General features: G+C 38.3%; 22 protein-coding genes. 18 read left to right on the top strand and 4 right to left on the bottom strand.

The window, feature by feature from the left end; translation table 11 throughout:
• Positions 1–6: 6 nt before the first annotated feature.
• On the bottom strand, positions 7–753 hold the full coding sequence (locus DK857_RS11165; protein ID WP_109393412.1) for a YbgA family protein: 747 nt from the start codon (positions 751–753) through the stop codon (positions 7–9).
• Between the two features lie 390 nt (positions 754–1,143).
• Between DK857_RS11165 and rsfS the strand changes: the two genes are divergently transcribed.
• The 10 genes from rsfS to crcB all read left to right on the top strand — a co-directional run bounded on the left by rsfS (position 1,144) and on the right by crcB (position 10,070).
• Positions 1,144–1,470 carry a ribosome silencing factor gene (rsfS, locus tag DK857_RS11160; protein WP_006537732.1) on the top strand — a complete coding sequence of 109 codons (327 nt, stop codon included), beginning with the start codon at positions 1,144–1,146 and terminating at the stop codon, positions 1,468–1,470.
• 2 nt (positions 1,471–1,472) lie between these two features.
• On the top strand, positions 1,473–1,943 hold the full coding sequence (gene rlmH, locus DK857_RS11155; RefSeq protein ID WP_109393411.1) for a 23S rRNA (pseudouridine(1915)-N(3))-methyltransferase RlmH: 471 nt from the start codon (positions 1,473–1,475) through the stop codon (positions 1,941–1,943).
• A 38-nt stretch (positions 1,944–1,981) separates the two neighbouring features.
• On the top strand, positions 1,982–3,877 hold the full coding sequence (mrdA, locus tag DK857_RS11150; protein ID WP_109393410.1) for a peptidoglycan DD-transpeptidase MrdA: 1,896 nt from the start codon (positions 1,982–1,984) through the stop codon (positions 3,875–3,877).
• 5 nt (positions 3,878–3,882) lie between these two features.
• Entirely contained in the window at positions 3,883–4,995 is a 1,113-nt protein-coding gene (mrdB, locus tag DK857_RS11145; RefSeq protein ID WP_099075876.1) for a peptidoglycan glycosyltransferase MrdB, read from the top strand.
• Positions 4,996–5,005: 10 nt separating this feature from the next.
• Complete coding sequence (gene rlpA / locus DK857_RS11140) at positions 5,006–6,013, top strand: endolytic peptidoglycan transglycosylase RlpA (protein WP_109402207.1); 1,008 nt, start codon at positions 5,006–5,008, stop codon at positions 6,011–6,013.
• A 122-nt stretch (positions 6,014–6,135) separates the two neighbouring features.
• Positions 6,136–7,347 carry a D-alanyl-D-alanine carboxypeptidase DacA gene (gene dacA, locus DK857_RS11135; protein WP_109393408.1) on the top strand — a complete coding sequence of 404 codons (1,212 nt, stop codon included), beginning with the start codon at positions 6,136–6,138 and terminating at the stop codon, positions 7,345–7,347.
• Between the two features lie 199 nt (positions 7,348–7,546).
• Positions 7,547–7,810, top strand: a complete 264-nt coding sequence (ybeD, locus tag DK857_RS11130; protein WP_036912266.1) for a DUF493 family protein YbeD — start codon at positions 7,547–7,549, stop codon at positions 7,808–7,810.
• Positions 7,811–7,970: 160 nt separating this feature from the next.
• Entirely contained in the window at positions 7,971–8,615 is a 645-nt protein-coding gene (lipB, locus tag DK857_RS11125) for a lipoyl(octanoyl) transferase LipB (protein WP_109393407.1), read from the top strand.
• Positions 8,616–8,716: 101 nt separating this feature from the next.
• Entirely contained in the window at positions 8,717–9,682 is a 966-nt protein-coding gene (gene lipA / locus DK857_RS11120) for a lipoyl synthase (protein WP_109402206.1), read from the top strand.
• A 13-nt stretch (positions 9,683–9,695) separates the two neighbouring features.
• A complete protein-coding gene (gene crcB, locus DK857_RS11115; protein WP_109393406.1) occupies positions 9,696–10,070 on the top strand; it encodes a fluoride efflux transporter CrcB in 375 nt (124 codons plus the stop codon).
• A 99-nt stretch (positions 10,071–10,169) separates the two neighbouring features.
• Here the strand turns inward: crcB and cspE are convergent, their stop codons facing one another.
• Positions 10,170–10,379 (bottom strand): transcription antiterminator/RNA stability regulator CspE, encoded by a 210-nt coding sequence (gene cspE, locus DK857_RS11110; RefSeq protein ID WP_023581133.1) that lies wholly within the window; start codon positions 10,377–10,379, stop codon positions 10,170–10,172.
• Between the two features lie 197 nt (positions 10,380–10,576).
• On the bottom strand, positions 10,577–11,050 hold the full coding sequence (locus tag DK857_RS11105) for a methylated-DNA--[protein]-cysteine S-methyltransferase (protein ID WP_109393405.1): 474 nt from the start codon (positions 11,048–11,050) through the stop codon (positions 10,577–10,579).
• Positions 11,051–11,333: 283 nt separating this feature from the next.
• Here DK857_RS11105 and nrdH point away from each other — a divergent pair, with 283 nt between their 5' ends.
• From nrdH to DK857_RS11065, 8 genes are all read left to right on the top strand, one after another.
• A complete protein-coding gene (nrdH, locus tag DK857_RS11100; RefSeq protein ID WP_023581131.1) occupies positions 11,334–11,558 on the top strand; it encodes a glutaredoxin-like protein NrdH in 225 nt (74 codons plus the stop codon).
• Positions 11,559–11,569: 11 nt separating this feature from the next.
• Positions 11,570–11,989 (top strand): class Ib ribonucleoside-diphosphate reductase assembly flavoprotein NrdI, encoded by a 420-nt coding sequence (gene nrdI / locus DK857_RS11095; protein ID WP_109393404.1) that lies wholly within the window; start codon positions 11,570–11,572, stop codon positions 11,987–11,989.
• A gap of 5 nt (positions 11,990–11,994) precedes the next feature.
• The gene (gene nrdE / locus DK857_RS11090; protein ID WP_109402205.1) at positions 11,995–14,121 is read left to right on the top strand and encodes a class 1b ribonucleoside-diphosphate reductase subunit alpha; all 2,127 of its coding nucleotides are present in this window, start codon (positions 11,995–11,997) and stop codon (positions 14,119–14,121) included.
• Positions 14,122–14,145: 24 nt separating this feature from the next.
• Positions 14,146–15,114, top strand: a complete 969-nt coding sequence (nrdF, locus tag DK857_RS11085; RefSeq protein WP_109393402.1) for a class 1b ribonucleoside-diphosphate reductase subunit beta — start codon at positions 14,146–14,148, stop codon at positions 15,112–15,114.
• Positions 15,115–15,736: 622 nt separating this feature from the next.
• A complete protein-coding gene (gene proV, locus DK857_RS11080; protein ID WP_109402204.1) occupies positions 15,737–16,936 on the top strand; it encodes a glycine betaine/L-proline ABC transporter ATP-binding protein ProV in 1,200 nt (399 codons plus the stop codon).
• Positions 16,929–18,128 carry a glycine betaine/L-proline ABC transporter permease ProW gene (proW, locus tag DK857_RS11075; protein WP_109402203.1) on the top strand — a complete coding sequence of 400 codons (1,200 nt, stop codon included), beginning with the start codon at positions 16,929–16,931 and terminating at the stop codon, positions 18,126–18,128. Before proV ends, proW begins: the two co-directional genes overlap by 8 nt.
• A 120-nt stretch (positions 18,129–18,248) precedes the next feature.
• Positions 18,249–19,244: a glycine betaine/L-proline ABC transporter substrate-binding protein ProX gene (gene proX / locus DK857_RS11070; RefSeq protein WP_075671542.1), complete on the top strand. Its 996-nt coding sequence runs from the start codon at positions 18,249–18,251 to the stop codon at positions 19,242–19,244.
• Between the two features lie 286 nt (positions 19,245–19,530).
• Positions 19,531–19,881 carry a ribonuclease G gene (locus DK857_RS11065; protein WP_088493467.1) on the top strand — a complete coding sequence of 117 codons (351 nt, stop codon included), beginning with the start codon at positions 19,531–19,533 and terminating at the stop codon, positions 19,879–19,881.
• 83 nt (positions 19,882–19,964) lie between these two features.
• Here DK857_RS11065 and DK857_RS11060 read toward each other — a convergent pair whose 3' ends face one another.
• Positions 19,965–22,298 (bottom strand): TonB-dependent hemoglobin/transferrin/lactoferrin family receptor, encoded by a 2,334-nt coding sequence (locus tag DK857_RS11060; protein WP_227003160.1) that lies wholly within the window; start codon positions 22,296–22,298, stop codon positions 19,965–19,967.
• Positions 22,299–22,487: the final 189 nt, after the last annotated feature.

Genomic DNA, 22,487 nt, shown 5'->3' with positions numbered 1-22,487 from the left:
TTAAGACTAAAGTTGCTCTCTTAAATAATTGAAAGCGAACGGGTAAGGCGAAAAATAGCGTTGATGGCTCAAATACTCATCAGGATAAACAGTTAACCAATATTTGAGTAAATCATAAGGTTTAGATAAAGGCACGATACCTTGACGATATTGTAAAATTGTCTGTGCCATTTCTTGTTTTTGTTGTGAGCTTAGATCCCGCTTAAAATACCCTGCCATATGCATTAACGCATTAGTTTGCCCTTCTCTATTTGCTGCAACACTGAATGCCTTCATTAGCTTTCCCTGATATTTTGATGCAACTTCTTCAAGAGGAATAGCATCAGAAAAATTAGCAATATCACGCCCCAACTCTCGATAAGCCACTTGTGAATAAGCCATAATTAAATATTTATATCGGCTATGGAATTTAACCAAAGCCCCTTTAGTTAATGATTGATTAACCTGTTGTTGGTAATCAAACAGTGTGAAAAATCGGGTAAGAAAATGGTCAAGAACAATAGGCTGTAAAAATTGATCAATATTTAATTGAGGTAAAGTAAAATTCGGGGGAGAGGAAAGGCAGTCTCCTTTTTTTCCAACATAACCATAAAGTGGCAATAGGTTATCTCTATTTTGAGCCTCTACCTGCATAATGCCTATCTTTTCCGCCTGAACAGTATCACAAAGCAATGCTAACTTTTCTTGCAATTGGTGATTAGTATTACCCATAATTTCTGAAGATATCCCAAGATAATTCACTTTTCTTTCCATTTTTTTCTCTCCAATTAAAAAGTCTGAGCATTACACGGTATAATCTGAAGCTAACAAAGTAAAAACACACCTAATTAGGTGTTTCATGAGCATTGACAGATGAGGTTTAGCTGTTATTCTCACCCTCTGTTCCCTTAAGGGAACTGTAAGGTAAAACTGTCGTCTAAACGGAAAAGTTCTTATCTGCCTTCTTTTTGTTATTTATTATGACGCAGTTAATGGGCATATATGAATTTTTCTAAATCAAACGTCGAAAAACAAGAAAATGAGGTTTATGTTCTTGTTATTGCTAACTAGAATTAATCATCCAGTAAAATAGATTTATTGGTATAAATTCCTTTAAAATAGCGCTTATTATTTTTTCGACTAAATCAACCCATTAGATTATAGGTGATCCTTTTGCAAGGTTCTGAATTACAGCAATTTATTATTGATAAACTTGAAGATTCTAAAGCTCAAGACATTATTGCATTAGATGTCCGCGGAAAATCAAGTGTAACTGATTACATGATTATTTGTACTGGTACATCAAGCAGACACCTCATGTCAGTTGCAGATAATCTCGTTGATGATTGCCGCGAAGCGGGATTACAACCTTTAGGTGTTGAAGGACAAGGAGTTTCTGACTGGATTGTCGTTGACCTTGGTGAAGCCATGGTACACGTTATGCAAGAAGATAGTCGCCGTATGTACGAACTTGAAAAACTCTGGAGCTGAGTTTGAAATTACAGCTCATTGCCGTTGGTACAAAAATGCCGGACTGGATACAGACCGGCTTTATTGATTATCTTAATCGATTCCCCAAAGATATGCCTTTAGAACTTATCGAGATCCCCGCAGGTAAGCGAGGAAAGAATGCGGATATTAAACGTATTCTCGAAAAAGAAGGTGAACAAATGTTAGCTGCAGTAGGTAAAGGAAATCGTATCGTCACTCTCGATATTCCTGGCGCTCGCTGGGATACGCCAAAACTTGCAGAACAACTTGATCGATGGAAGCTTGATGGTAGAAATGTCAGTTTACTCATTGGTGGCCCGGAAGGATTAGCACCCGCTTGTAAAGCTGCGGCTGAACAAAGCTGGTCTTTATCTCCTTTAACAATGCCACATCCCCTTGTTCGTGTTGTGGTTGCAGAAAGCCTTTATCGAGCATGGAGCATTACCACAAACCATCCTTATCATCGTGAATAATCAATAAATTGGCGGGTCAGTAAGTGAAGTCAAATGGGATGAAAAGAAAAAAACGTACCCCGTTTCGAGATTATACTGCGGAATCAAAGCTATTTATCCGACGTGTAATTGTCGCATTTTCAGTAATTATTATATTAAGTGGTGTTTTGGTTTTTAACCTCAATCACTTACAGATCGCTCGCCATGATGATTATCAGACACGTTCAAATGATAACCGAATTAAATTAGTACCGATTGCTCCCAGCAGAGGCATTATTTATGATCGCAAAGGTATCCCTCTTGCGCTCAATCGTACTATCTACCAATTAGAAATTGTGCCTGAAAAGGTAGCAAACTTACAAGAAACTCTGGAAAGTTTAAGGGATGTTGTTGACTTAACTGACGAAGATATTGCTGCATTTGAAAAAGAGCGCAAGCGCTCACGTCGATTTAGCTCTATCGCCTTAAAAACAACATTAAGCCAAGTACAAGTCGCACGTTTCGCTATCAACCAATATCGCTATCCCGGTTTAGAAATCAAAGGCTATCAACGTCGTTATTACCCTTATGGTTCAGCATTAACGCATGTGATTGGTTACGTCGCAAAAATTAATGATAAAGATGTTGAACGTCTTGATAAAGAAGGTTTATCACCTAACTATGCTGCAACTCATGATATCGGTAAGTTAGGCATCGAGCGTTATTATGAGTCTACTTTGCACGGCACAACAGGCTATGAAGAGGTTGAAGTTAATAGCCGTGGTCGAGTTATTCGCCAATTGCACGAACAACCGCCACAAGCAGGTAAAGATATTTATCTTACCATCGACCTTGAACTGCAAACCTATATTGAAACATTACTCACTACAAGCCGAGCTGCGGTTGTAGTAACCGATCCTCGCAATGGTGAAATTTTAGCACTGGTATCAAACCCTAGCTACGATCCAAACTTATTTGTTGGTGGGATTTCAAATACTGAATATCAAGGGTTACTAAACAACCCTGATAGACCACTGATCAACCGAACAACTCAGGGTCTTTATCCACCTGCATCAACTGTGAAACCCTTTATGTCTGTTGCAGCATTGAGTGAAGGTGTAATCACAGCCAATACTACAATTCATGATCCAGGCTGGTGGCAACTCCCTGGCTCAGAAAAACGTTATCGAGATTGGAAACGTTGGGGACATGGAAAACTTAATGTCACAAAATCTATCGTAGAATCTGCGGATACCTTCTTCTATCAAGTTGCTTATGATATGGGAATTGATCGTATATCAACTTGGATGGGTCGCTTTGGCTATGGCGAATATACAGGTATTGATCTCTCTGAAGAACGCAATGGCATCATGCCAACGCGTGAGTGGAAACAGCAACGTTATAAAAAGCCTTGGTATCAAGGTGACACGATCCCAGTAGGTATTGGGCAAGGTTATTGGACAGCGACGCCAATTCAAATGGCGAAAGCTTTAATGACATTGATTAATGACGGTCAAGTTAAAACCCCTCACCTACTTTACGGTACCAAACTAGGCAATGAAATGTTGCCTTATGTTGATACTGAAACCCGCCAAATTGGCGATATCAACTCAGGTTATTGGGAACTGGCAAAATACGGTATGTATGGTGTGGCTAACTTCCCGAATGGTACAGGTCGTCGAAGTTTTGCTGATGCACCTTATAAAGCAGCTGCAAAATCGGGAACTGCACAAGTATTTAGTTACGAAACCTATAATGCTAGCCAATTGGCAGAACATCTTCGTGACCACAAATTGATGATTGCCTTTGCGCCTTATGATAAGCCAACTGTAGCTATCTCTATTATCTTAGAAAATGGTGGTGCAGGCCCTTCTGTCGGTGATATTACAAGACAAATTCTTGACCACATTCTCCTTGGTGATAACAACACTGTATTGCCAGCTTCTCCACCAGCACCACGTGGTTCAGAGGAATAATACTCATGACTGAAAATAATAAGAAAAAATCCTTCTGGACACGGATCCATATCGACCCGTTATTCTTACTTTGTATTATTGCGTTATTAGGATACAGCGCATTTATTATGTGGAGTGCCAGCGGGCAAGATCCAGAAATGATGCAACGTAAGTTAGGACAGATTGCTATGGGTTTCATGATCATGATAGTCATGGCGCAAATCCCACCAAGAGTCTATGAAAGCTGGGCTCCTCATCTCTATTTCTTTTGTGTTATTTTACTTATTCTCGTTGATGTCTTTGGGCAAATCAGTAAAGGAGCACAACGTTGGCTAGATTTAGGTATTGTTCGTTTTCAGCCTTCAGAAATCGCTAAAATAGCAGTGCCTTTAATGGTCGCTCGATTTATGAATCGCGATGTGTGCCCCCCTACATTACGTAATACGGCTATTGCTCTGGTACTCATTTTTGTACCAACTTTATTAGTCGCCGCACAGCCCGATTTAGGAACATCCATTCTTGTTGCTGCATCGGGTTTATTTGTTCTTTTTCTTGCGGGAATGAGTTGGCGCCTTATTACCGTGGCTATTATTCTTGTTGCTGCCTTTATCCCCATACTCTGGTTTTTCCTCATGCATGATTACCAGCAAGCACGGGTAATGATGCTTCTCGACCCTGAATCAGACCCGCTTGGGGCAGGATATCATATAATCCAATCTAAAATTGCCATTGGTTCTGGTGGATTACATGGAAAAGGATGGTTACAAGGCACTCAATCTCAATTAGAATTCTTACCAGAGCGCCATACAGACTTTATTTTTGCTGTATTGGCGGAAGAACTCGGATTAATTGGTGTTTTGATACTATTGACTCTTTATATACTCTTAATCGCGCGAGGCCTTTACCTTGCAACAAAAGCACAAAATACATTTGGTAGAGTAATGATTGGCGGGTTAATGCTAATTTTCTTTGTCTATGTCTTTGTCAACATAGGAATGGTGAGTGGTATTCTTCCTGTTGTAGGTGTTCCATTGCCGCTGATGAGTTATGGAGGCTCGGCTCTTATTGTATTAATGGCCGGGTTTGGTATCGTGATGTCGATTCATACACACCGAAAATTACTATCAAAAAGTTTATAATGAGGTTTTTATGCGTCTGCAATGGGTTTTGATTGGTATCAGTGCATTGCTACTGTCAGGGTGTGTTATTGATAAAACGAATACCAATAAACAGCCAGCGCCATTACCCAATGTGCCAGCTCAACGTGTTCTCGGTGCAGAGCCACGTTACGAGCCTTATCACCCTACGGCGAATCAAGATTACCGAAAAAATGGGGTGGTTTACCGTATTGTGGCTGATCCTGCAAACTTTAGTGAGCGAGGAGAAGCAGTTGTCTATGATAGTTTAGCGATGAGTCGTTTAACTACCATTGGTGAACGCGTTAACCCCTATGAGTTTGCAGTCGCTCATCCTACATTACCGATCCCAAGCTATGCGAAAATCACAAACTTGCTTAATGGACGCACAATGGTTGTACGTATTAACGACCGTGGCCCTTACGTTAATGGAAAACAGATCCAAGTCACTCCAGCGGTTTCTGATAGCTTACGTTTAATGCCGACAACCCCATTGCTTATTGAAGGAATTGTTGTTGACCAAAATGGCCATATGAGCGGTATTGGTACACATGGTGCGCAGATAGAGAAGAAAACAACCGCATTGCCTGAGCGTCCTAACTTTAATGCTCAGCCAGCAACAGTAACACCGGCACCATTAACAACGTCAACGCCAAGCAATATCAATAACACTACGCCTGTTGAGCCATCGGCTCCAGTGCAAGTAAAAGCGCCTACTCCAATTCCGGCACCAGTTCCAACGCCAGCTCCTGCAAAGGCGGAAGCACAAAAACCTGTATTATCCTCAAATTCCATAGCACAAGGCTTTTATGTCCAAGTTGGTGCTCTCAGTAACGAAAATAATGCACAGTTTTGGCTCAATGATTTATCGTCATTATTTAACACCCAAGGTGTGATCAACAAAATAGATGGATTATATAAAGTGCAACTCGGCCCTTACTCATCTAAAGATCAAGCTGAAACGATAAAAAACAAGCTAAAACAAGCTAAAGATATCACTGGGTTTATTATTACCCAATAAAGGATAATTTTACGTAAAATCCTTTTTATATCAGCAAATTCAAGCGTAGAATCGTCTGGATTTGCTGATATTTTATTTATCAGTCCCTATTTTTCCCTGAATTTTCGGATTAAACAAACAGAATGAAACAGACACTCCCAGCTAAATTACTAAGAACGAGCCTATTAAGTGCCACTTTTGCTTTATTGACAGTAACGCATCAAAGCTTGGCTGATGATTCACTAAAAACAATGATACCCGCAGTTCCTAATATCGAGGCCGAATCTTATATTCTTATTGATTATAATTCTGGGAAAGTGCTGGCTGAAATGAATGCTGATGTTCGTCGCGATCCTGCAAGTTTAACCAAAATGATGACCAGCTATGTTATTGGACAGTCTATTCGCGCAGGCAAAATTACTAATAACGATATCGTGCCAATTGGTGAAGAAGCATGGGCAACGGGCAACCCTGTTTTTCGTGGCTCCTCTTTAATGTTCTTAAAACCTGGCGACCAAGTTACTGTCGCACAATTAACTCGTGGCATTAATTTGCAATCAGGTAATGATGCTTGTGTGGCAATGGCCTCTTATGTCGCAGGTAGCCAAGATACATTTGTCACCATGATGAACGATTACGTTAAACGCCTCGGTTTACAAAATACACAATTCCAAACCGTTCATGGTCTTGATGCTCCAGGACAATATAGCTCGGCTCGCGATATGGCACTAATTGGTGCTGCATTAATTCGCGATGTACCTGACGAATACGCTATCTATAAAGAAAAAGAGTACACCTACAACAATATCCGCCAAACTAACAGAAATGGTTTGTTGTGGGATACCAGTTTAAATGTTGATGGTATTAAAACAGGTCATACTGCATCAGCAGGTTATAACCTTGTCGCGTCTGCAACTGAAGGTGATATGCGTTTAATTTCTGCGGTCATGGGTGGTCATTCATCTAAAGGTCGTGATGCTGAAAGTAAAAAATTACTTACTTGGGGTTTTCGTTTCTTTGAAACCGTAAAACCATTGCAAGTAGGTAAAGAGTTCGCAGCAGAGCCTATCTGGTATGGAGAAACAGATAAAGTACAATTAGGGGTAGATAAAGATGTTTATTTAACTATTCCTCGCGGTCGTTTAAAAGATTTAAAAGCAAGCTATGTTCTTGATAATGTAGAATTACATGCACCTGTGACTAAAAACCAAGTTGTGGGAACCATTAATTTCCAACTTGATGGTCAAGTTATTGAACAGCGTCCGCTAGTTGTAATGAATGAAGTAAAAGAAGGTGGTTTCTTTAGCCGTATTATCGACTATATCAAATTATTATTCTCACGCTGGTTTGGCTAAGGCTTGAAAAAGGTAAATGTGACCACATATAACTTTCATACAGATATTGGCAGAAACACATTTACCATTCCCATATTTACCCTAATTACCAGTATCGCATTCCTTATTATGTAAGGAATGCGCTTTTTATTTGCTAAGATTAGGTGTAGAAATAAATATTAAAACAACAGCGCCTGTTGTCTTAAGGAATTACATTATGATGAAAACAAAATTAAATGAACTGTTAGAGTTCCCATGTTCTTTCACTTATAAAGTGATGGGCCATGCAAAACCAGAATTAGTAGATCAAGTCGTTGAAGTCATTCAACGCCATGCACCTGGTGATTACACACCTTCAGTGAAACCAAGTAGTAAAGGTAATTACCACTCTGTTTCTATTACCATCAACGCAACTCATATTGATCAAGTAGAAACATTATATAAAGAATTAGGTGAACTTGAACTGGTACGTATGGTTCTGTGATCTCTTCTTTTAGCGAATGACTTTTTAAAAGCGCCTTTCATTAAGGCGCTTTTTCTTATTCTGCATTTCCTCATTTTTCACTCTACCTCGGAAAAAAAACATCTCAATCTGGTAGTTCATTTACCGGAGCGTTATACTGCTCTTCACAATTACGCTACAAATGAAGATTTTCACGGTGCAAGACAAGACAATCATTATTCGCCAATTAGGTGTGAAACCCTATTTACCGGTTTCTGATTCTATGCATCAGTTTACGGAAAAACGGGAAAGTCACACACCTGATGAAATATGGCTCGTTCAACATGAACAGGTTTTTACCCAAGGCCAAGCTGGTAAAGCTGAACACTTATTAAATACGGGGACTATCCCTGTTATTCAATCTGATCGTGGCGGTCAAGTGACTTATCATGGCCCCGGTCAACAAGTAATGTATGTTTTAATTGATTTAAAACGCAATCATGTCGGTGTTCGTCAATTAGTCACCGCTCTTGAAAACACCGTTATAGACACGCTAGCAGAGTTTAATGTAGAAGCTTATGCTCGCGCTGATGCACCCGGCGTTTATGTGGAGGGGGATAAAATTTGCTCTTTAGGATTGCGTATCCGTAAAGGTTGTTCCTTTCATGGACTTGCACTCAATATCGATATGGATTTATCTCCTTTTGCTCGAATAAATCCTTGTGGTTATTCTGATCTAAAAATGACGCAATTAATTGATTTTGCACCGAATACGACAACGACACAGGTAGCACCGTTATTAGTTAAGCATTTTTGTACACAACTAGGATTTCAACCACAGCAATAAAAATGCTATAATTTTTTTAACATTTGTCATATTTTTTTAAAACCCTGATTACCTCAGTCACATCGTGTTAATCACTCTAGATAACTGGAACTGGCACAATTATGAGTAAACCTATTCAGATGGAACGCGGAGTTAAATATCGCGACGCCGATAAAATGGCACTTATTCCTGTTAAAACAGTCGCTACAGAACGTGAACAACTGCTACGCAAACCTGATTGGATGAAAATAAAGCTACCCGCTGACTCAAGTAAAATTCAGGGTATCAAAGCAGCAATGCGTAAAAATGGCCTTCATTCCGTCTGTGAAGAAGCCTCTTGTCCTAACCTTGCTGAGTGTTTTAACCACGGAACGGCAACCTTTATGATCTTGGGTGCAATTTGTACACGCCGTTGCCCATTCTGCGATGTCGCTCATGGCCGCCCTAATGCTCCCGACCCTCAAGAGCCAGAAAAACTCGCTCAAACCATTAAAGATATGGGATTACGCTACGTCGTAATTACGTCCGTAGACCGTGATGATTTACGTGATGGTGGAGCTCAACATTTTGCTGATTGTATCGCTGCAATTCGTGCAAAAAACCCAACAATCCGTATTGAAACATTAGTGCCTGATTTCCGTGGTCGTATGGATAAAGCACTTGAGATCCTCACTGACACTCCACCAGATGTCTTTAACCATAACTTAGAGAATGTACCTCGCGTTTATCGCCAAGTACGTCCAGGTGCTAACTATCAATGGTCGCTGACATTGTTAGAGCGTTTTAAGCAAGCTCACCCTGATATTCCAACAAAATCAGGTTTGATGGTCGGTCTTGGAGAAACCAACGAAGAAATTATTGACGTTATGCGTGATCTGCGTAAACATGGGGTAACGATGCTGACATTAGGGCAATATTTACAGCCAAGCCGTCATCATCTTCCTGTTCAACGCTACGTCAGTCCTGGCGAGTTTGAATATATGAAAGAGCAAGCACTTGCGATGGGCTTTACCCATGCAGCTTGTGGGCCGTTTGTTCGCTCGTCTTATCATGCTGATCTTCAAGCTCAGGGGATTGAGGTTAAATAACAATTTATCTCTCATGTTTAATATTGCAATTGCTGTATTTATAGGTGGTGGTTTAGGTAGCGTATTACGCTGGCTGATTAGCTACCGCCTAAATTCTATTTTTCCTCATTTTGCCACTGGTACCTTTATTGCTAACTGTATTGGTGCTTTTATTATTGCCTTTGGTATCGCTTGGTTTAGCAAAGCACCACATATTGATCCTATTTGGAAAATTATGCTAACTACAGGCTTTTGTGGTGGCCTGACAACGTTTTCAACCTTTTCTGTCGAAGTTGTCGCACTCTTAACTGAGGGGAAGATAGGATGGGCATTAAGTACGATGGGCGCTAACTTGGCTGGCTCATTTTTAATGACCGCATTTGCATTTTGGTTACTACGAGAGATGTAATGCTTGGAATATAAAAACCCGTTAAATAACGGGCTTTGCTCTAGATACATAAAAACCCGTTAAATAACGGGTTTTTACTTGTCTCAAAGAAGTCGTTAATTAGATAGCGACAACGTTTGCAGCAGATGGCCCTTTCGCGCCGTCAGTAACTTCAAACTCTACTTTTTGACCTTCAGCAAGGGTTTTAAAGCCTTCTGATGTAATAGCGGAAAAGTGTACAAATACATCTTTGCTGCCATCTTCTGGAGTGATAAAACCAAAACCTTTAGTTTCGTTAAACCACTTAACGTTACCTTTTAATTTAGACATCAAGTTTACCTTTAAAATAGAAAATAAACGCAAGCGTTTTGCGTTAGCTATAGTAAAACAAAAATGATGATTCCCTGTCCACAGTCTAGATCACGAAACTCACATTTTTTTTCTGCCAAATGATTAATATTCAGACAAATCCCATGCCTTAACGCATAGTTCACTTAAGAAACAATACTTAATACTTACAATCTGAACTATTCATCGACTTCTACTTTTTCATATTGAAGTAGCCAACGCTTAATATCTAATCCACCAGTATAGCCGACTAGCTTACCGTTATGACCAATAACTCGATGACAAGGAATAATTAAAGAAATTGGGTTGCGTGAGTTTGCCATTCCTACCGCTCGGCAATAATTGACCGAACCTAATGTAAGCGCCAATTTTTTATAACTCCAAATTTCACCATAAGGGATGGTTTGTAATGTATTCCAAACACGGCTTTGAAATTCCGTTCCTTCTGGCGCTAATGGCACCGAAAATGTCGTGCGTTTACCTGCAAAATACTCTTTTAATTGTTTTATACATTGATTAATAACAGGGCTTGAATTTACAGCAACCTCTTTGTCATTCACAAAATAGAGACTTGTGATCCCTTTTTCGTTTGCAGTGATAGAGATATAGGGTTTTGGAAAGCCTTTAGGTGCATCGAGATAGTCTTGGTACATAATGTTTTCTCTGCTGATTTGTCTTTAGCAACCAGATTAAATCATGCTTGATTGATAAAGCAATCATCTAATTACTCGTATATCTAATAAAAATTGATCAATCGAGCGATCTAAAAATAAAATTAGTGCACTAACTGTTTAATTTTAATGATAATCATTATCAAAAATGAAAACCACCATATATTGTATGGTTGAAAACAAATAACTCTATATATAGTATTTAAGTACTTCTCATTATGGATGTGAAAACAGACGCATCCATATTTTTATAAGGGTTATTTTTATGTCTGTTATCCTCTATACCAAACCGAATTGCGTTCAATGCAGTGCCACAGAACGCGCTTTAAAACAGAAAAACATTCCGTTTGTTGCAGTCGATCTTACCAAAGATACACAAGCTCTCGCCCATATCGTTTCTATGGGATATCGCCAAGTACCTGTTGTAGTTCATGGTGAACAACATTGGTCGGGTTTTTGTCCTGATAAAATCAGACAGATCACGCTCTAAAGGAGCTCCTCATGCAAACTGCACCTTTGCTCTATTTTTCAAGTCGCTCTGAAAACTGCCATCGATTTGTACAAAAACTCAATTTAAATGCGACCAGAATTATTGAAGATCAAACATTGCTTGCAACGCAACCCTTTGTGTTGCTTTGCCCAACTTATGGTGGCGGTGGTACTAAAGGTGCAGTTCCTAAGACGGTTATTCAGTTTTTAAATATTCCTGAAAACCGTCAATTAATACGCGGAGTCATCGCTTCTGGAAATGCTAATTTCGGTGCAGCTTACGGGTTAGCTGGCGATATTATTGCACAAAAATGCCAAGTCCCTTTTTTGTATCGATTTGAATTATTAGGTACGCCAGAAGATGTATATCGCGTAAAAACAGGTTTAAGTACATTTTGGTCAAATCTTACTGACCAATGCGTTACGAGATAATTAACATGACACAATCAACAGAACTACTGGATTACCATGCATTGAATGCCATGCTAAATCTCTATGATGAGCAAGGTAATATTCAGTTTGATAAAGATAAACTAGCGACACACCATTTTTTTCGTCAACATGTAAATCAAAACACTGTATTTTTTCATGATCTAAAAGAAAAACTCGAGTTCTTAGTACAACAACACTATTACGAAGCACAAGTGTTAGAACAGTATGAATTTGCCTTTATCAAACAGCTATTTAAACATGCTTATAGTAAAAAATTTCGCTTTCAATCATTCCTTGGCGCTTTTAAGTACTACACCAGTTACACCTTAAAAACATTTGATGGAGAGCGCTATCTAGAGCGCTATGAAGATCGAGTTTGTATGGTGGCTCTCACGCTAGCACAAGGCAATACTGATCTTGCTATTCATCTTGTAGATGAAATTATTAGTGGTCGTTTTCAACCCGCTACGCCGACTTTTTTAAATTGTGGAAAACAACAACGTGGTGAATTGGTTTCCTGCTTTCTATTGCGTATAGAAGATAATATGGAGTCTATCGGTCGCTCGGTAAATTCCGCGTTACAGCTTTCTAAACGAGGCGGTGGCGTTGCATTTTTGCTCACCAATTTACGTGAAGCAGGCGCACCGATTAAACGTATAGAAAATCAATCTTCTGGTGTGGTTCCTGTTATGAAAATGCTTGAAGATGCTTTTTCTTATGCAAACCAATTAGGTGCAAGACAAGGTGCAGGTGCTGTTTATCTTCATGCTCACCATCCTGATATTTATCATTTTCTTGATACCAAAAGAGAGAATGCAGATGAGAAAGTCCGAATAAAAACCCTCTCTTTAGGCGTTGTTATCCCTGATATCACGTTTGAATTAGCCAAACGCAATGAAGATATGTATCTCTTCTCACCTTATGATGTAGAACGTGTTTATGGCGTACCTATGTCGGAAATCAGTGTTAGCGAAAAATACAGTGAAATGGTGAATAACGCGCAAATTCGTAAGAAGAAAATTAAAGCGAGGGAGTTTTTCCAAACACTTGCCGAAATTCAATTTGAGTCTGGCTATCCTTATATCATGTTTGAAGATGCTGTAAATCGTGCCAATCCTATCGCGGGTAGAATTAATATGAGCAATCTTTGCTCTGAAATTTTACAAGTCAACAGCCCCAGTGAGTATCACCCAGACTTAAGCTATCGCCATATCGGTCATGATATCAGTTGTAACTTAGGCTCTATGAATATTGCTATGGCAATGGACTCACCTAACTTTGCACATACCGTCAGCACGGCAATTAGAGCATTAAGCAATGTTTCTGAAATGACAAAAATTGAGTCCGTTCCTTCTATTGAAAAAGGTAATCTCGCTTCCCATGCCATTGGTTTAGGACAAATGAATTTACATGGCTACTTAGCGCGTGAAGGGATTTATTACGGCTCTGAAGAAGCGTTAGATTTCACTAATATCTATTTTTATACCGTCACTTACTATGCGTTGTTAGCTTCAAATCAATTAGCGATTGAGAAAAAACAGCGCTTTAAAGGTTTTGAAAATTCAAAATATGCAACGGGTGAATACTTTAATAAATATGTATCACAACAATGGTTGCCTAAAACGCAAAAAATCCACCAGCTATTTAGTCAATCTAATGTTGATATTCCAACACAAGAAGATTGGCAGACTCTCAAGCAATCTATTATGGCGCATGGGATCTATAACCAAAACTTACAAGCGATACCACCAACGGGCTCTATTTCCTATATTAACCACTCTACATCGAGCATTCATCCTATTGCTGCACCAATAGAAATTAGAAAAGAAGGTAAAATTGGGCGAGTTTATTATCCTGCCCCCTTTATGACTAATGAAAACCGTCAGTATTATCAAGATGCATATGAAATTGGGGCTGAAAAAATTATTGATACTTATGCTGAGGCTTCTCAACATATCGACCAAGGTTTATCGCTCACATTATTCTTTTCTGATGAAGCAACAACCCGAGATATTAACAAAGCGCAAATATATGCATGGCGTAAAGGTATTAAAACCTTGTATTACATTCGTATCCGACAATCTGCATTAGCAGGTACTGAAATCAAAGGCTGTGTTTCGTGCGCACTTTAATAATAACAATAAGGAGAACATAGCATGTCATCACCTTTATTAAGCCATGTTAATGCGATTAATTGGAATCGCATTGAAGATGAAAAAGATTTAGAAGTTTGGAATCGTTTAACCATGAATTTTTGGTTACCTGAAAAAATTCCACTCTCTAATGACATTCCTTCATGGAGCACCCTGACTCAAGCTGAAAAACAACTCACAATCCGTGTTTTTACAGGGCTAACTTTGCTTGATACGATCCAAAATACCGTAGGTGCACCGACTTTGATGCCTGATGCACTCACGCCTCATGAAGAAGCCGTGTTATCTAATATCTGTTTTATGGAAGCGGTTCATGCTCGCTCTTACAGTTCGATATTTTCCACACTCTGCTTAACAACCGATGTCGATGAAGCATACCGTTGGAGTGAGGAAAATCCTTACTTACAAAAGAAAGCAGAAATTATTTTACATTATTATCAAGATGAAGATCCTTTAAAGAAAAAAATCGCCAGTGTCTTTTTAGAATCCTTTTTGTTTTATTCAGGATTCTATTTACCAATGTATTGGTCAAGCCGAGGAAAATTAACTAATACAGCCGATTTAATTCGTCTTATTATTAGAGATGAGGCCGTTCATGGTTATTATATTGGCTATAAATTTCAAAATCAGTTATTAAATAAATCTGAATTAGAGAAACAAGATATTAAAGATTTTTCTTTCTCATTATTATTAGATTTATATGACAATGAAGTGAAATACACCGAAGATCTTTACGACACTGTAGGCTGGACAGAAGATGTCAAAAAATTTCTTCATTATAATGCGAATAAAGCATTAATGAATTTAGGGTATGAAGCTTTATTTCCTGATGAAATAACCGATGTAAGCCCTGCTATTCTTTCTTCATTATCACCAGATGCAAATGAAAATCACGATTTTTTCTCTGGTTCAGGTTCATCTTATGTTATTGGTAAAACTATTAACACTGAAGATGATGATTGGGATTTTTAAGGTTTATTAACCTAATTGAAGGTAAAAGAAACAACACAATACATTCAATTTAATTATGTATCACATATAAAACATAATACACTGAAAAATATAGACTATTTTTTGGTGTATTTTTATTTGTTCACTAAGCAACCTAATTGATTGATTTTTGCCGTTCAATATTGTCAAAAAATCAATTTTTTTCGAATTATCCCAGCGTATTTCTAGTATGTAACCCTTATCATAAGGCATTAAATATTAATTTATCTAATGCATTGTGATTTTTTTTCATTTAATTTTCATCTCTATTTCCCTTCTATTTTGATATTAAGTTTTCGTTTTTATTGAGATCCTAATCAAATTTGTAATATCTCTAAAAATAAAGTTATTTCAGTCGGTTAGAGATAAATATATCTTTTAATAAATTTTATTTATTTCACTTTATTTAATTATTAATCATATTAAAAATAACGTAAATACAGCCAAATTATTTAATTAATTATAATTAACATAGGGTTGTCAGGCTCAATCATTGTGGTAGGGTAATTCCCTTACTAAAAATCTTATTTAGGAAAATAATAACACTTATTAATTAATATTTAATTTATTCCTTTCAATATTTAAATAGGAAACTATATATTGCATGGCAATTAAACTCGAAGTAAAAAATCTCTACAAAGTATTTGGCGAACACCCTAAACGCGCGTTTGAATTATTAGAATCTGGTATGAATAAAGATCAAATTTTTGATAAAACAGGGCTTACGGTGGGCGTTCAAAATGCAAATCTGGCAATTGAAGAAGGCGAAATATTTGTCATCATGGGATTATCTGGTTCAGGTAAATCCACTCTAGTCCGCCTTCTCAATCGTCTGATCTCTCCAACAAAGGGAGAAGTGCTTATTGATGGTGAAAATATTGCCGCCATGTCGGATAAGGAGTTACGACAAGTACGCCGTAAAAAAATCAGCATGGTGTTTCAGTCATTTGCATTAATGCCCCATATGAACGTGCTTGATAACACTGCATTTGGAATGGATCTCGCGGGATTAAGCAAAGATGAGCGTTATAAAAAAGCGATGGATGCTTTAGAGCAAGTCAACTTGGGCAGTTACGCAAACTCTTGGCCTGATGAGCTTTCTGGTGGGATGCGTCAACGTATCGGCCTTGCGCGTGCACTTGCTAATGATCCAGATATTTTATTAATGGATGAAGCCTTTTCAGCACTCGATCCATTAATTCGTACAGAAATGCAAGATGAGTTATTAAGCTTACAAGGTGATAAACAGCGCACCATTGTGTTTATCTCCCATGATCTGGATGAAGCTATGCGTATTGGCGACCGAATTGCCATTATGCAAGGTGGTGTTGTCGTTCAAACGGGTACACCAGATGAAATACTCAATAATCCAGCAAATGATTATGTGCGTACGTTTTTCCGTGGTGTTGATATTAGCCACGTATTTAGTGCAAAAGATATAGCCAAACGTCGCCCTGAAACCTTACTGCATATTGCGCCCGGTTTTGGTCCTCGATCTGCCTTAAAAGTACTCGAAGATGAAGATAGAAACTTTGGCTATCTCATTGAGCGAGGAAGAAAATTTGTTGGCATTGTTTCCGTCACATCTCTTGAAGAGGCGCTGAAAAATAAACAACCTATTGAGTCAGCTATTTTACCTGAGCCTTGTGCCATTAATGGTGATACACCGCTAAACGAGCTGATTTCAACTGTTGCACAATCTCCCTGTGCAATTCCTGTTATTGATGAAAAAAACCGTTATATCGGCTTAATTTCTAAAGGAATGTTACTACAAGCACTGGATAAGGAGACGCCAAATGAGTAATACAACAGACCAAGATACGGCTTTGGATACAAATATCCAAGAAACCGCGACAAGCGATACTACGCCAGAGACAACCAATAACGTAAATGATGATCCTTGGGCAGCAACTGATACCACTACAACAGAAAGTGATCCTTGGAGTAGTACTGACAGTTCATCAACAGATGCCGATCCATGGGGTGCTGGCAGTGGTACTGAAAATATTGATACCTCATCCGCTGGCAGTGATTGGTTAGATGCAACACCAACGGATGTAGCACCTGATTCATTCAATCTAATGGATCCGTTTCATAATACGCTGATCCCCTTAGATTCATGGGTTACTGATGCGATTGACTGGATTGTGTTGCATTTTCGCCCTGTTTTCCAAGGTATCCGTGTACCGGTCGATTTGGTCTTAAGTGGTTTTGAAAATTTCTTAACCTCAATGCCAGCACCTATCGCCATTATTCTGTTTTCTCTGATTGCATGGCAGCTTTCAGGCAAAGCTATGGGTATCGCTTCTTTTATCTCATTAATATTAATTGGTGCAATTGGTGCTTGGTCTGAAGCTATGGTTACCCTGGCATTGGTACTCACCTCGTTACTGTTTTGTCTTATTATCGGGCTTCCATTAGGAATATGGCTGGCTAATAGTGATAGAGCATCCAAAATTGTTCGGCCTTTACTCGATGCGATGCAGACAACGCCTGCATTTGTCTACTTAGTTCCTATCGTCATGTTATTTGGTATTGGTAACGTCCCCGGTGTTGTGGTCACTATTATTTTTGCCTTACCTCCAATTGTCAGATTGACCATTTTAGGGATCAAACAAGTTCCTGAAGATTTAATCGAAGCAGCACAATCATTTGGTGCAAATCCTCGTCAAATGCTGTTTAAAGTACAATTACCACTCGCCATGCCAACAATTATGGCAGGTGTAAACCAAACACTAATGTTGGCACTTTCAATGGTTGTTATTGCATCAATGATTGCCGTTGGTGGATTAGGTCAAATGGTATTACGCGGTATAGGTCGTCTTGATATGGGACTGGCTGCCGTAGGGGGGGCCGGTATTGTTATCCTCGCCATAATCCTTGACCGATTAACACAATCTTTAGGTCAAAACAGCCGTCATAAAGGCAATAGATGCTGGTATATGACAGGGCCTATCGGCTTAATTTGTCGACTCTTTGGCAAAAAAGCATCGTAATAAATATTTTTGCTATTAATTAAAAATCACTAAAGAACACCACGTTCAATCAATATAAGAAATAGAGGCGACAGTTCGCTGTCGCTATTTATCTCTACCATAACAACAGAAGGAAAAACTATGCGTAATCCAGTTATCTGGGCAACAGTATTGTCCGCCACACTGATAAGCACTCAGTTATCCGCTGCTGATTTACCTGGAAAAGGGATTTCGGTTCAACCCGTGCAAAGTACGATTTCTGAAGAAACCTTTCAAACTTTAATCGTTAATAAAGCACTCGAACAATTAGGTTACACCGTTCAGCCAATTAAAGAAGTCGATTATAACGTTGCTTATTCTTCTATCGCCAATGGTGATGCCACCTTTATGGCTGTCAGTTGGGTTCCTCTTCATAATTCACAATATGCAGCGGCAGGAGGTGATAATACCTTTTATCGTAAAGGGGATTATGTCGTTAATGCCGCTCAAGGTTACTTGATTGATAAGAAAACGGCAGAGAAATATAACATTACGAATATTGAGCAACTTAAAGATCCTAAAATTGCTAAATTGTTTGATGCCAATGGTGATGGTAAAGCCGATTTAACCGGTTGTAATCCGGGATGGGGTTGTGAAGAAGCGATCAATAATCATTTAAAAGCCTATGGATTAGAAAAATCTGTCACACATAACCAAGGTAACTACGCAGCAATGATGGCAGATACCATTACTCGCTATAAAGAAGGCAAACCCATTTTTTATTACACATGGACGCCTTACTGGATAAGTGATGTATTAAAACCGGGTAAAGATGTTGTTTGGTTACAAGTGCCATTCTCTTCATTACCGGGTGATGATAAAACCGATACCACATTAGCAAATGGTAAAAACTATGGCTTTCCGCCAAGTACCATGCATATTGCAGCAAATAAAAAATGGGCTGAAGAAAATCCCGCCGCGGCAAAACTCTTTGAAGTTATGAAAGTGTCTGTTGCCGATATTAATGCGCAAAACTTACGTATGCATAATGGTCAAAAATCACAGGCAGATATTGAACGTCATGCTAATGCATGGATCAAAGCACATCAAAAAACCTTTGATGGTTGGATTGAACAAGCTCAAGCAGCTGCAAAATAATCAATAAACAATCTTCATTTAAGATTGTCACAAAACAGGTCACATTATTGTGGCCTGTTTTTATTTATAAAAAACTAAATTTACATGTAATTAGATAAAATGAGTTTATATAAAAAATTAAAAATCATCTTAATACTACTTTATTATTAAGATTATTCTTTTTATTAAAAGCTATGTTCTCCCTTTCTTTCATTCTCTCATTTCTTCAATTATGATTATTCTTTTCTCCAGCAGCCATTTTGGCATTCTCATTTTTATATTTATTATTTTAGATAAGGAATAAACTGTGTCTTACACTAACAAACCAGTACCTGAAGAAATTAAACGTTGGAACTGGGGTGCTTTCATGTTTAATATTATTTGGGGTTTTGGTAATAAATCCTATCTTCCATTATTAGCGCTTGTTCCTTTACTTAATCTTGTTTGGATTTTTGTCTGTGGTATTAAAGGGAATGAGTGGGCTTGGAAAAGTGGTGATTACGATTCTGTTGAAACTTTTATGAAAGTGCAAGAAACATGGAACAGAGCGGGCTTTGTTTACTTTATTATTAGTATTGTTATGGCTGTTCTTTTCTTTATTTTCTTCTTCACAACCATGATGGCAATGATTGCAACTTCTGCATCACATGGTTATTAATTCAATATATCGAATATTGAATTCTTAATGTCAATAAACCCCATAATATCTATGGGGTTTATCTGTTTTTATTTTCAGTAATATTAGAAACGTTTTACCACAGTAAATCGATAATCACGTCCTATCCCTGAAACTGATTCACCTAAATAAGGGTAATAATCTCGGTTAAATAAATTCGCGACCGTAAAACGAACTTCCGTATTATCTATAAAAGAAGGTTCCCAATTCGCAAATAGACCATGGATTGCATAACCTTTACTTTTTGGTAGTGACCAATAGCCAGCATTAGGATCGGCATCCATTGGTGAACGACGCTGAGCACCAATAAAATCACCCGTCCATCCCATATTAACGTTAATACTTGGTACTTTTACGCCAAGAGTGGCATGTAAAGCGTCAGGTTGTATCTCAGCAATCCATGTTTTTTGACCAAACCACGGATCACGCGGTGATTGGTCACGTTTTCCTTTCATTGTTGAATATGCTAAACGGCCAAATACATTAGGGCTATTATAAAAGGCTTCGATTTCCAACCCTTGGATATGGTAGCCCGGTAAATTACGGTAATTGCCAATCGAAGGTGGACAATTTCCATTATGTCCATCCACCTTTTGACTTTCACAATAGACACCGCGACGGCGGAAGATTTCGTCTTTACCACGAGTATCAAATAGTGTCGTTCTTAATTGCAGTTGATCTTCTTGCTGAATAACACTTTCAAAATCCGCAATTGCACCAATTCGTGTAGCTCTTACTGTTTCTTTGTCTAGATGACGACTCGTTCCTGTTAATCTAGAAACACTTCCTTGAACTTCATACTGCTCATCAATCAATGGTGCTCGCCATGTATAGGTTAAATCACCAAAAAATCTGAAATTCTGATTCATCTTCCATAATAAACCTAAATGTGGTGTTGCCCCGCTATAAGTCACATCAGAGTAATCATGACCATAATAGGGATCTGGATCTTGGTAGGTAATCGCTCGGCTTCCCTTGCCTTGATTTTTAACGATATCGTAGCGAATGCCCGGTGTTATCGTCAGATTTCTATAACTCATCGAATCTTGAAGATAGAAACTGGTTGTCGTTTGCGTACCTTCTGGCATATAAGGAGGCGCATAATATCCATAGTTATAATTTGGATTTTTAGCTTTATCACGAGTAAACATTAAAACGTCACGATTATTACGATGCCAACGTGTTCCTACTAATACCTTATGCTCTAAAGCACCTTGCATAACTGTGCTTTCATTTTTAATTTCAATTTGATGATTTCGATAATCTACCCAACTTTGATTCCCCATACTGCCACTAAAATAAGAGCTCGCAGTCTCTGGGCGACTATCGTTTTGTTTGGTTTTTGAGTAACCGTAGGTGAGCGTTAAATTAATTAAATCGGAATCAACCGGCTGAATATTCCATTTCATACTAAAGGTGTCATCTTTTTGATCACGATAAACTAATTTGCGTTTCATCGCCGCATCAAAACCATATTTATCCACTTCAGCTTGGCTAGGCTTAGCTAATTCATCACGTTTAGCAGCCCAAGGCGTCCAACCATCACTTTCTGATCGTGATGCTGAGAACGTTAATGTTTGTGCTTCGGTTAAATAGATATTGGTCTTAATTAAAAAAGAATCCTGATCTGACTGTGAATAGCCAAATTTAGTCCCATCAGGGCGTCGCAGATCGTTACTTTCACGACGGTTAAAATAGAATAATCCGTCTGCTTGCCCATCCAGTAATTTACCGTATACCGCACCACTATAACGATTTTGTCTATCGTTAGTATGGTGGCCATATTTTAAAAACATCCCAATATTCTGATCGGGTAGTAATAAGTCATCGGGATCTTTGGTTTCAATCCTCACCGAACCACCAAAACCGCCATTTCCTTGAGTAATATTATGAGGCCCTTTATCAACATCTATGCGACGGATTAATTCAGGATCAATAAAAATTGAACCTTGGCGATATTTCTCAAAAGTTTTAGGCGTACCATCAAGGCTAATTTTAATATCTTCAGGATTACCCATCCCCCAGATATTTAGTGTTTGGCCGCCCGGTCTTGGTGAACCCGATGATGAGATTCCGGGTAATTTATCCACCAGCTCTGCAATATTATTAGGCTGAATTCTATCGATATCTTTTAATGTCAGAACGGTACTTCCCGCATCAACACTCGAGTTGAGTTCACCTGATACATAGATAGGTTCAATAATAATCTTTTCACGCAATTTTGGTTGTGCTGGATTTTCCGACTTTGTGGATGTCGTTATTTCTGGTTTTACACTTTCAGTTGCATAGCTATTTAACGAAGTGAGTGAAGTCAATAATAATGCTATCGCTGATGACGAAAATGAAAATATCCCAATTCCCTGACGATAAGCATCATTTTTTGCTAAGAAATGGATCATAATAGTAGTATCTTTTTGTATGGTTATGAGTTTGATAGAAGATTATAGATGTAACTAACAGCGCTAATTATGATAATGATAATAATTATCATTATCTAGTTTTTTTGCACTTATCACTCAATACAGATAACTACACTATCAATACACTCTTGTTAGATTTAAATTTCATCTAAAATAATATTTATAATA

The organism is Proteus terrae (assembly GCF_003144325.1).
Taxonomy (GTDB): Bacteria; Pseudomonadota; Gammaproteobacteria; order Enterobacterales; family Enterobacteriaceae; genus Proteus; species Proteus terrae.
The sequence above is the reverse complement of the archived record's forward strand: the minus strand, read 5'-3'. Positions and strand labels throughout refer to the sequence as shown.

Bases quoted from the DNA above. Each gene is read 5' to 3' on its own strand.
- crcB (WP_109393406.1), top strand. From the start codon at position 9,696: ATGTTTAATATTGCAATTGCTGTATTTATAGGTGGTGGTTTAGGTAGC.
- cspE (WP_023581133.1), bottom strand. From the start codon at position 10,379: ATGTCTAAATTAAAAGGTAACGTTAAGTGGTTTAACGAAACTAAAGGT.
- DK857_RS11165 (WP_109393412.1), bottom strand. From the start codon at position 753: ATGGAAAGAAAAGTGAATTATCTTGGGATATCTTCAGAAATTATGGGT.
- lipA (WP_109402206.1), top strand. From the start codon at position 8,717: ATGAGTAAACCTATTCAGATGGAACGCGGAGTTAAATATCGCGACGCC.
- lipB (WP_109393407.1), top strand. From the start codon at position 7,971: ATGAAGATTTTCACGGTGCAAGACAAGACAATCATTATTCGCCAATTA.
- proX (WP_075671542.1), top strand. From the start codon at position 18,249: ATGCGTAATCCAGTTATCTGGGCAACAGTATTGTCCGCCACACTGATA.
- nrdF (WP_109393402.1), top strand. From the start codon at position 14,146: ATGTCATCACCTTTATTAAGCCATGTTAATGCGATTAATTGGAATCGC.
- DK857_RS11105 (WP_109393405.1), bottom strand. From the start codon at position 11,050: ATGTACCAAGACTATCTCGATGCACCTAAAGGCTTTCCAAAACCCTAT.
- dacA (WP_109393408.1), top strand. From the start codon at position 6,136: ATGAAACAGACACTCCCAGCTAAATTACTAAGAACGAGCCTATTAAGT.
- nrdH (WP_023581131.1), top strand. From the start codon at position 11,334: ATGTCTGTTATCCTCTATACCAAACCGAATTGCGTTCAATGCAGTGCC.
- rlpA (WP_109402207.1), top strand. From the start codon at position 5,006: ATGCGTCTGCAATGGGTTTTGATTGGTATCAGTGCATTGCTACTGTCA.
- proW (WP_109402203.1), top strand. From the start codon at position 16,929: ATGAGTAATACAACAGACCAAGATACGGCTTTGGATACAAATATCCAA.
- mrdA (WP_109393410.1), top strand. From the start codon at position 1,982: ATGAAAAGAAAAAAACGTACCCCGTTTCGAGATTATACTGCGGAATCA.
- ybeD (WP_036912266.1), top strand. From the start codon at position 7,547: ATGAAAACAAAATTAAATGAACTGTTAGAGTTCCCATGTTCTTTCACT.
- DK857_RS11060 (WP_227003160.1), bottom strand. From the start codon at position 22,298: ATGATCCATTTCTTAGCAAAAAATGATGCTTATCGTCAGGGAATTGGG.
- mrdB (WP_099075876.1), top strand. From the start codon at position 3,883: ATGACTGAAAATAATAAGAAAAAATCCTTCTGGACACGGATCCATATC.
- proV (WP_109402204.1), top strand. From the start codon at position 15,737: ATGGCAATTAAACTCGAAGTAAAAAATCTCTACAAAGTATTTGGCGAA.
- nrdE (WP_109402205.1), top strand. From the start codon at position 11,995: ATGACACAATCAACAGAACTACTGGATTACCATGCATTGAATGCCATG.
- nrdI (WP_109393404.1), top strand. From the start codon at position 11,570: ATGCAAACTGCACCTTTGCTCTATTTTTCAAGTCGCTCTGAAAACTGC.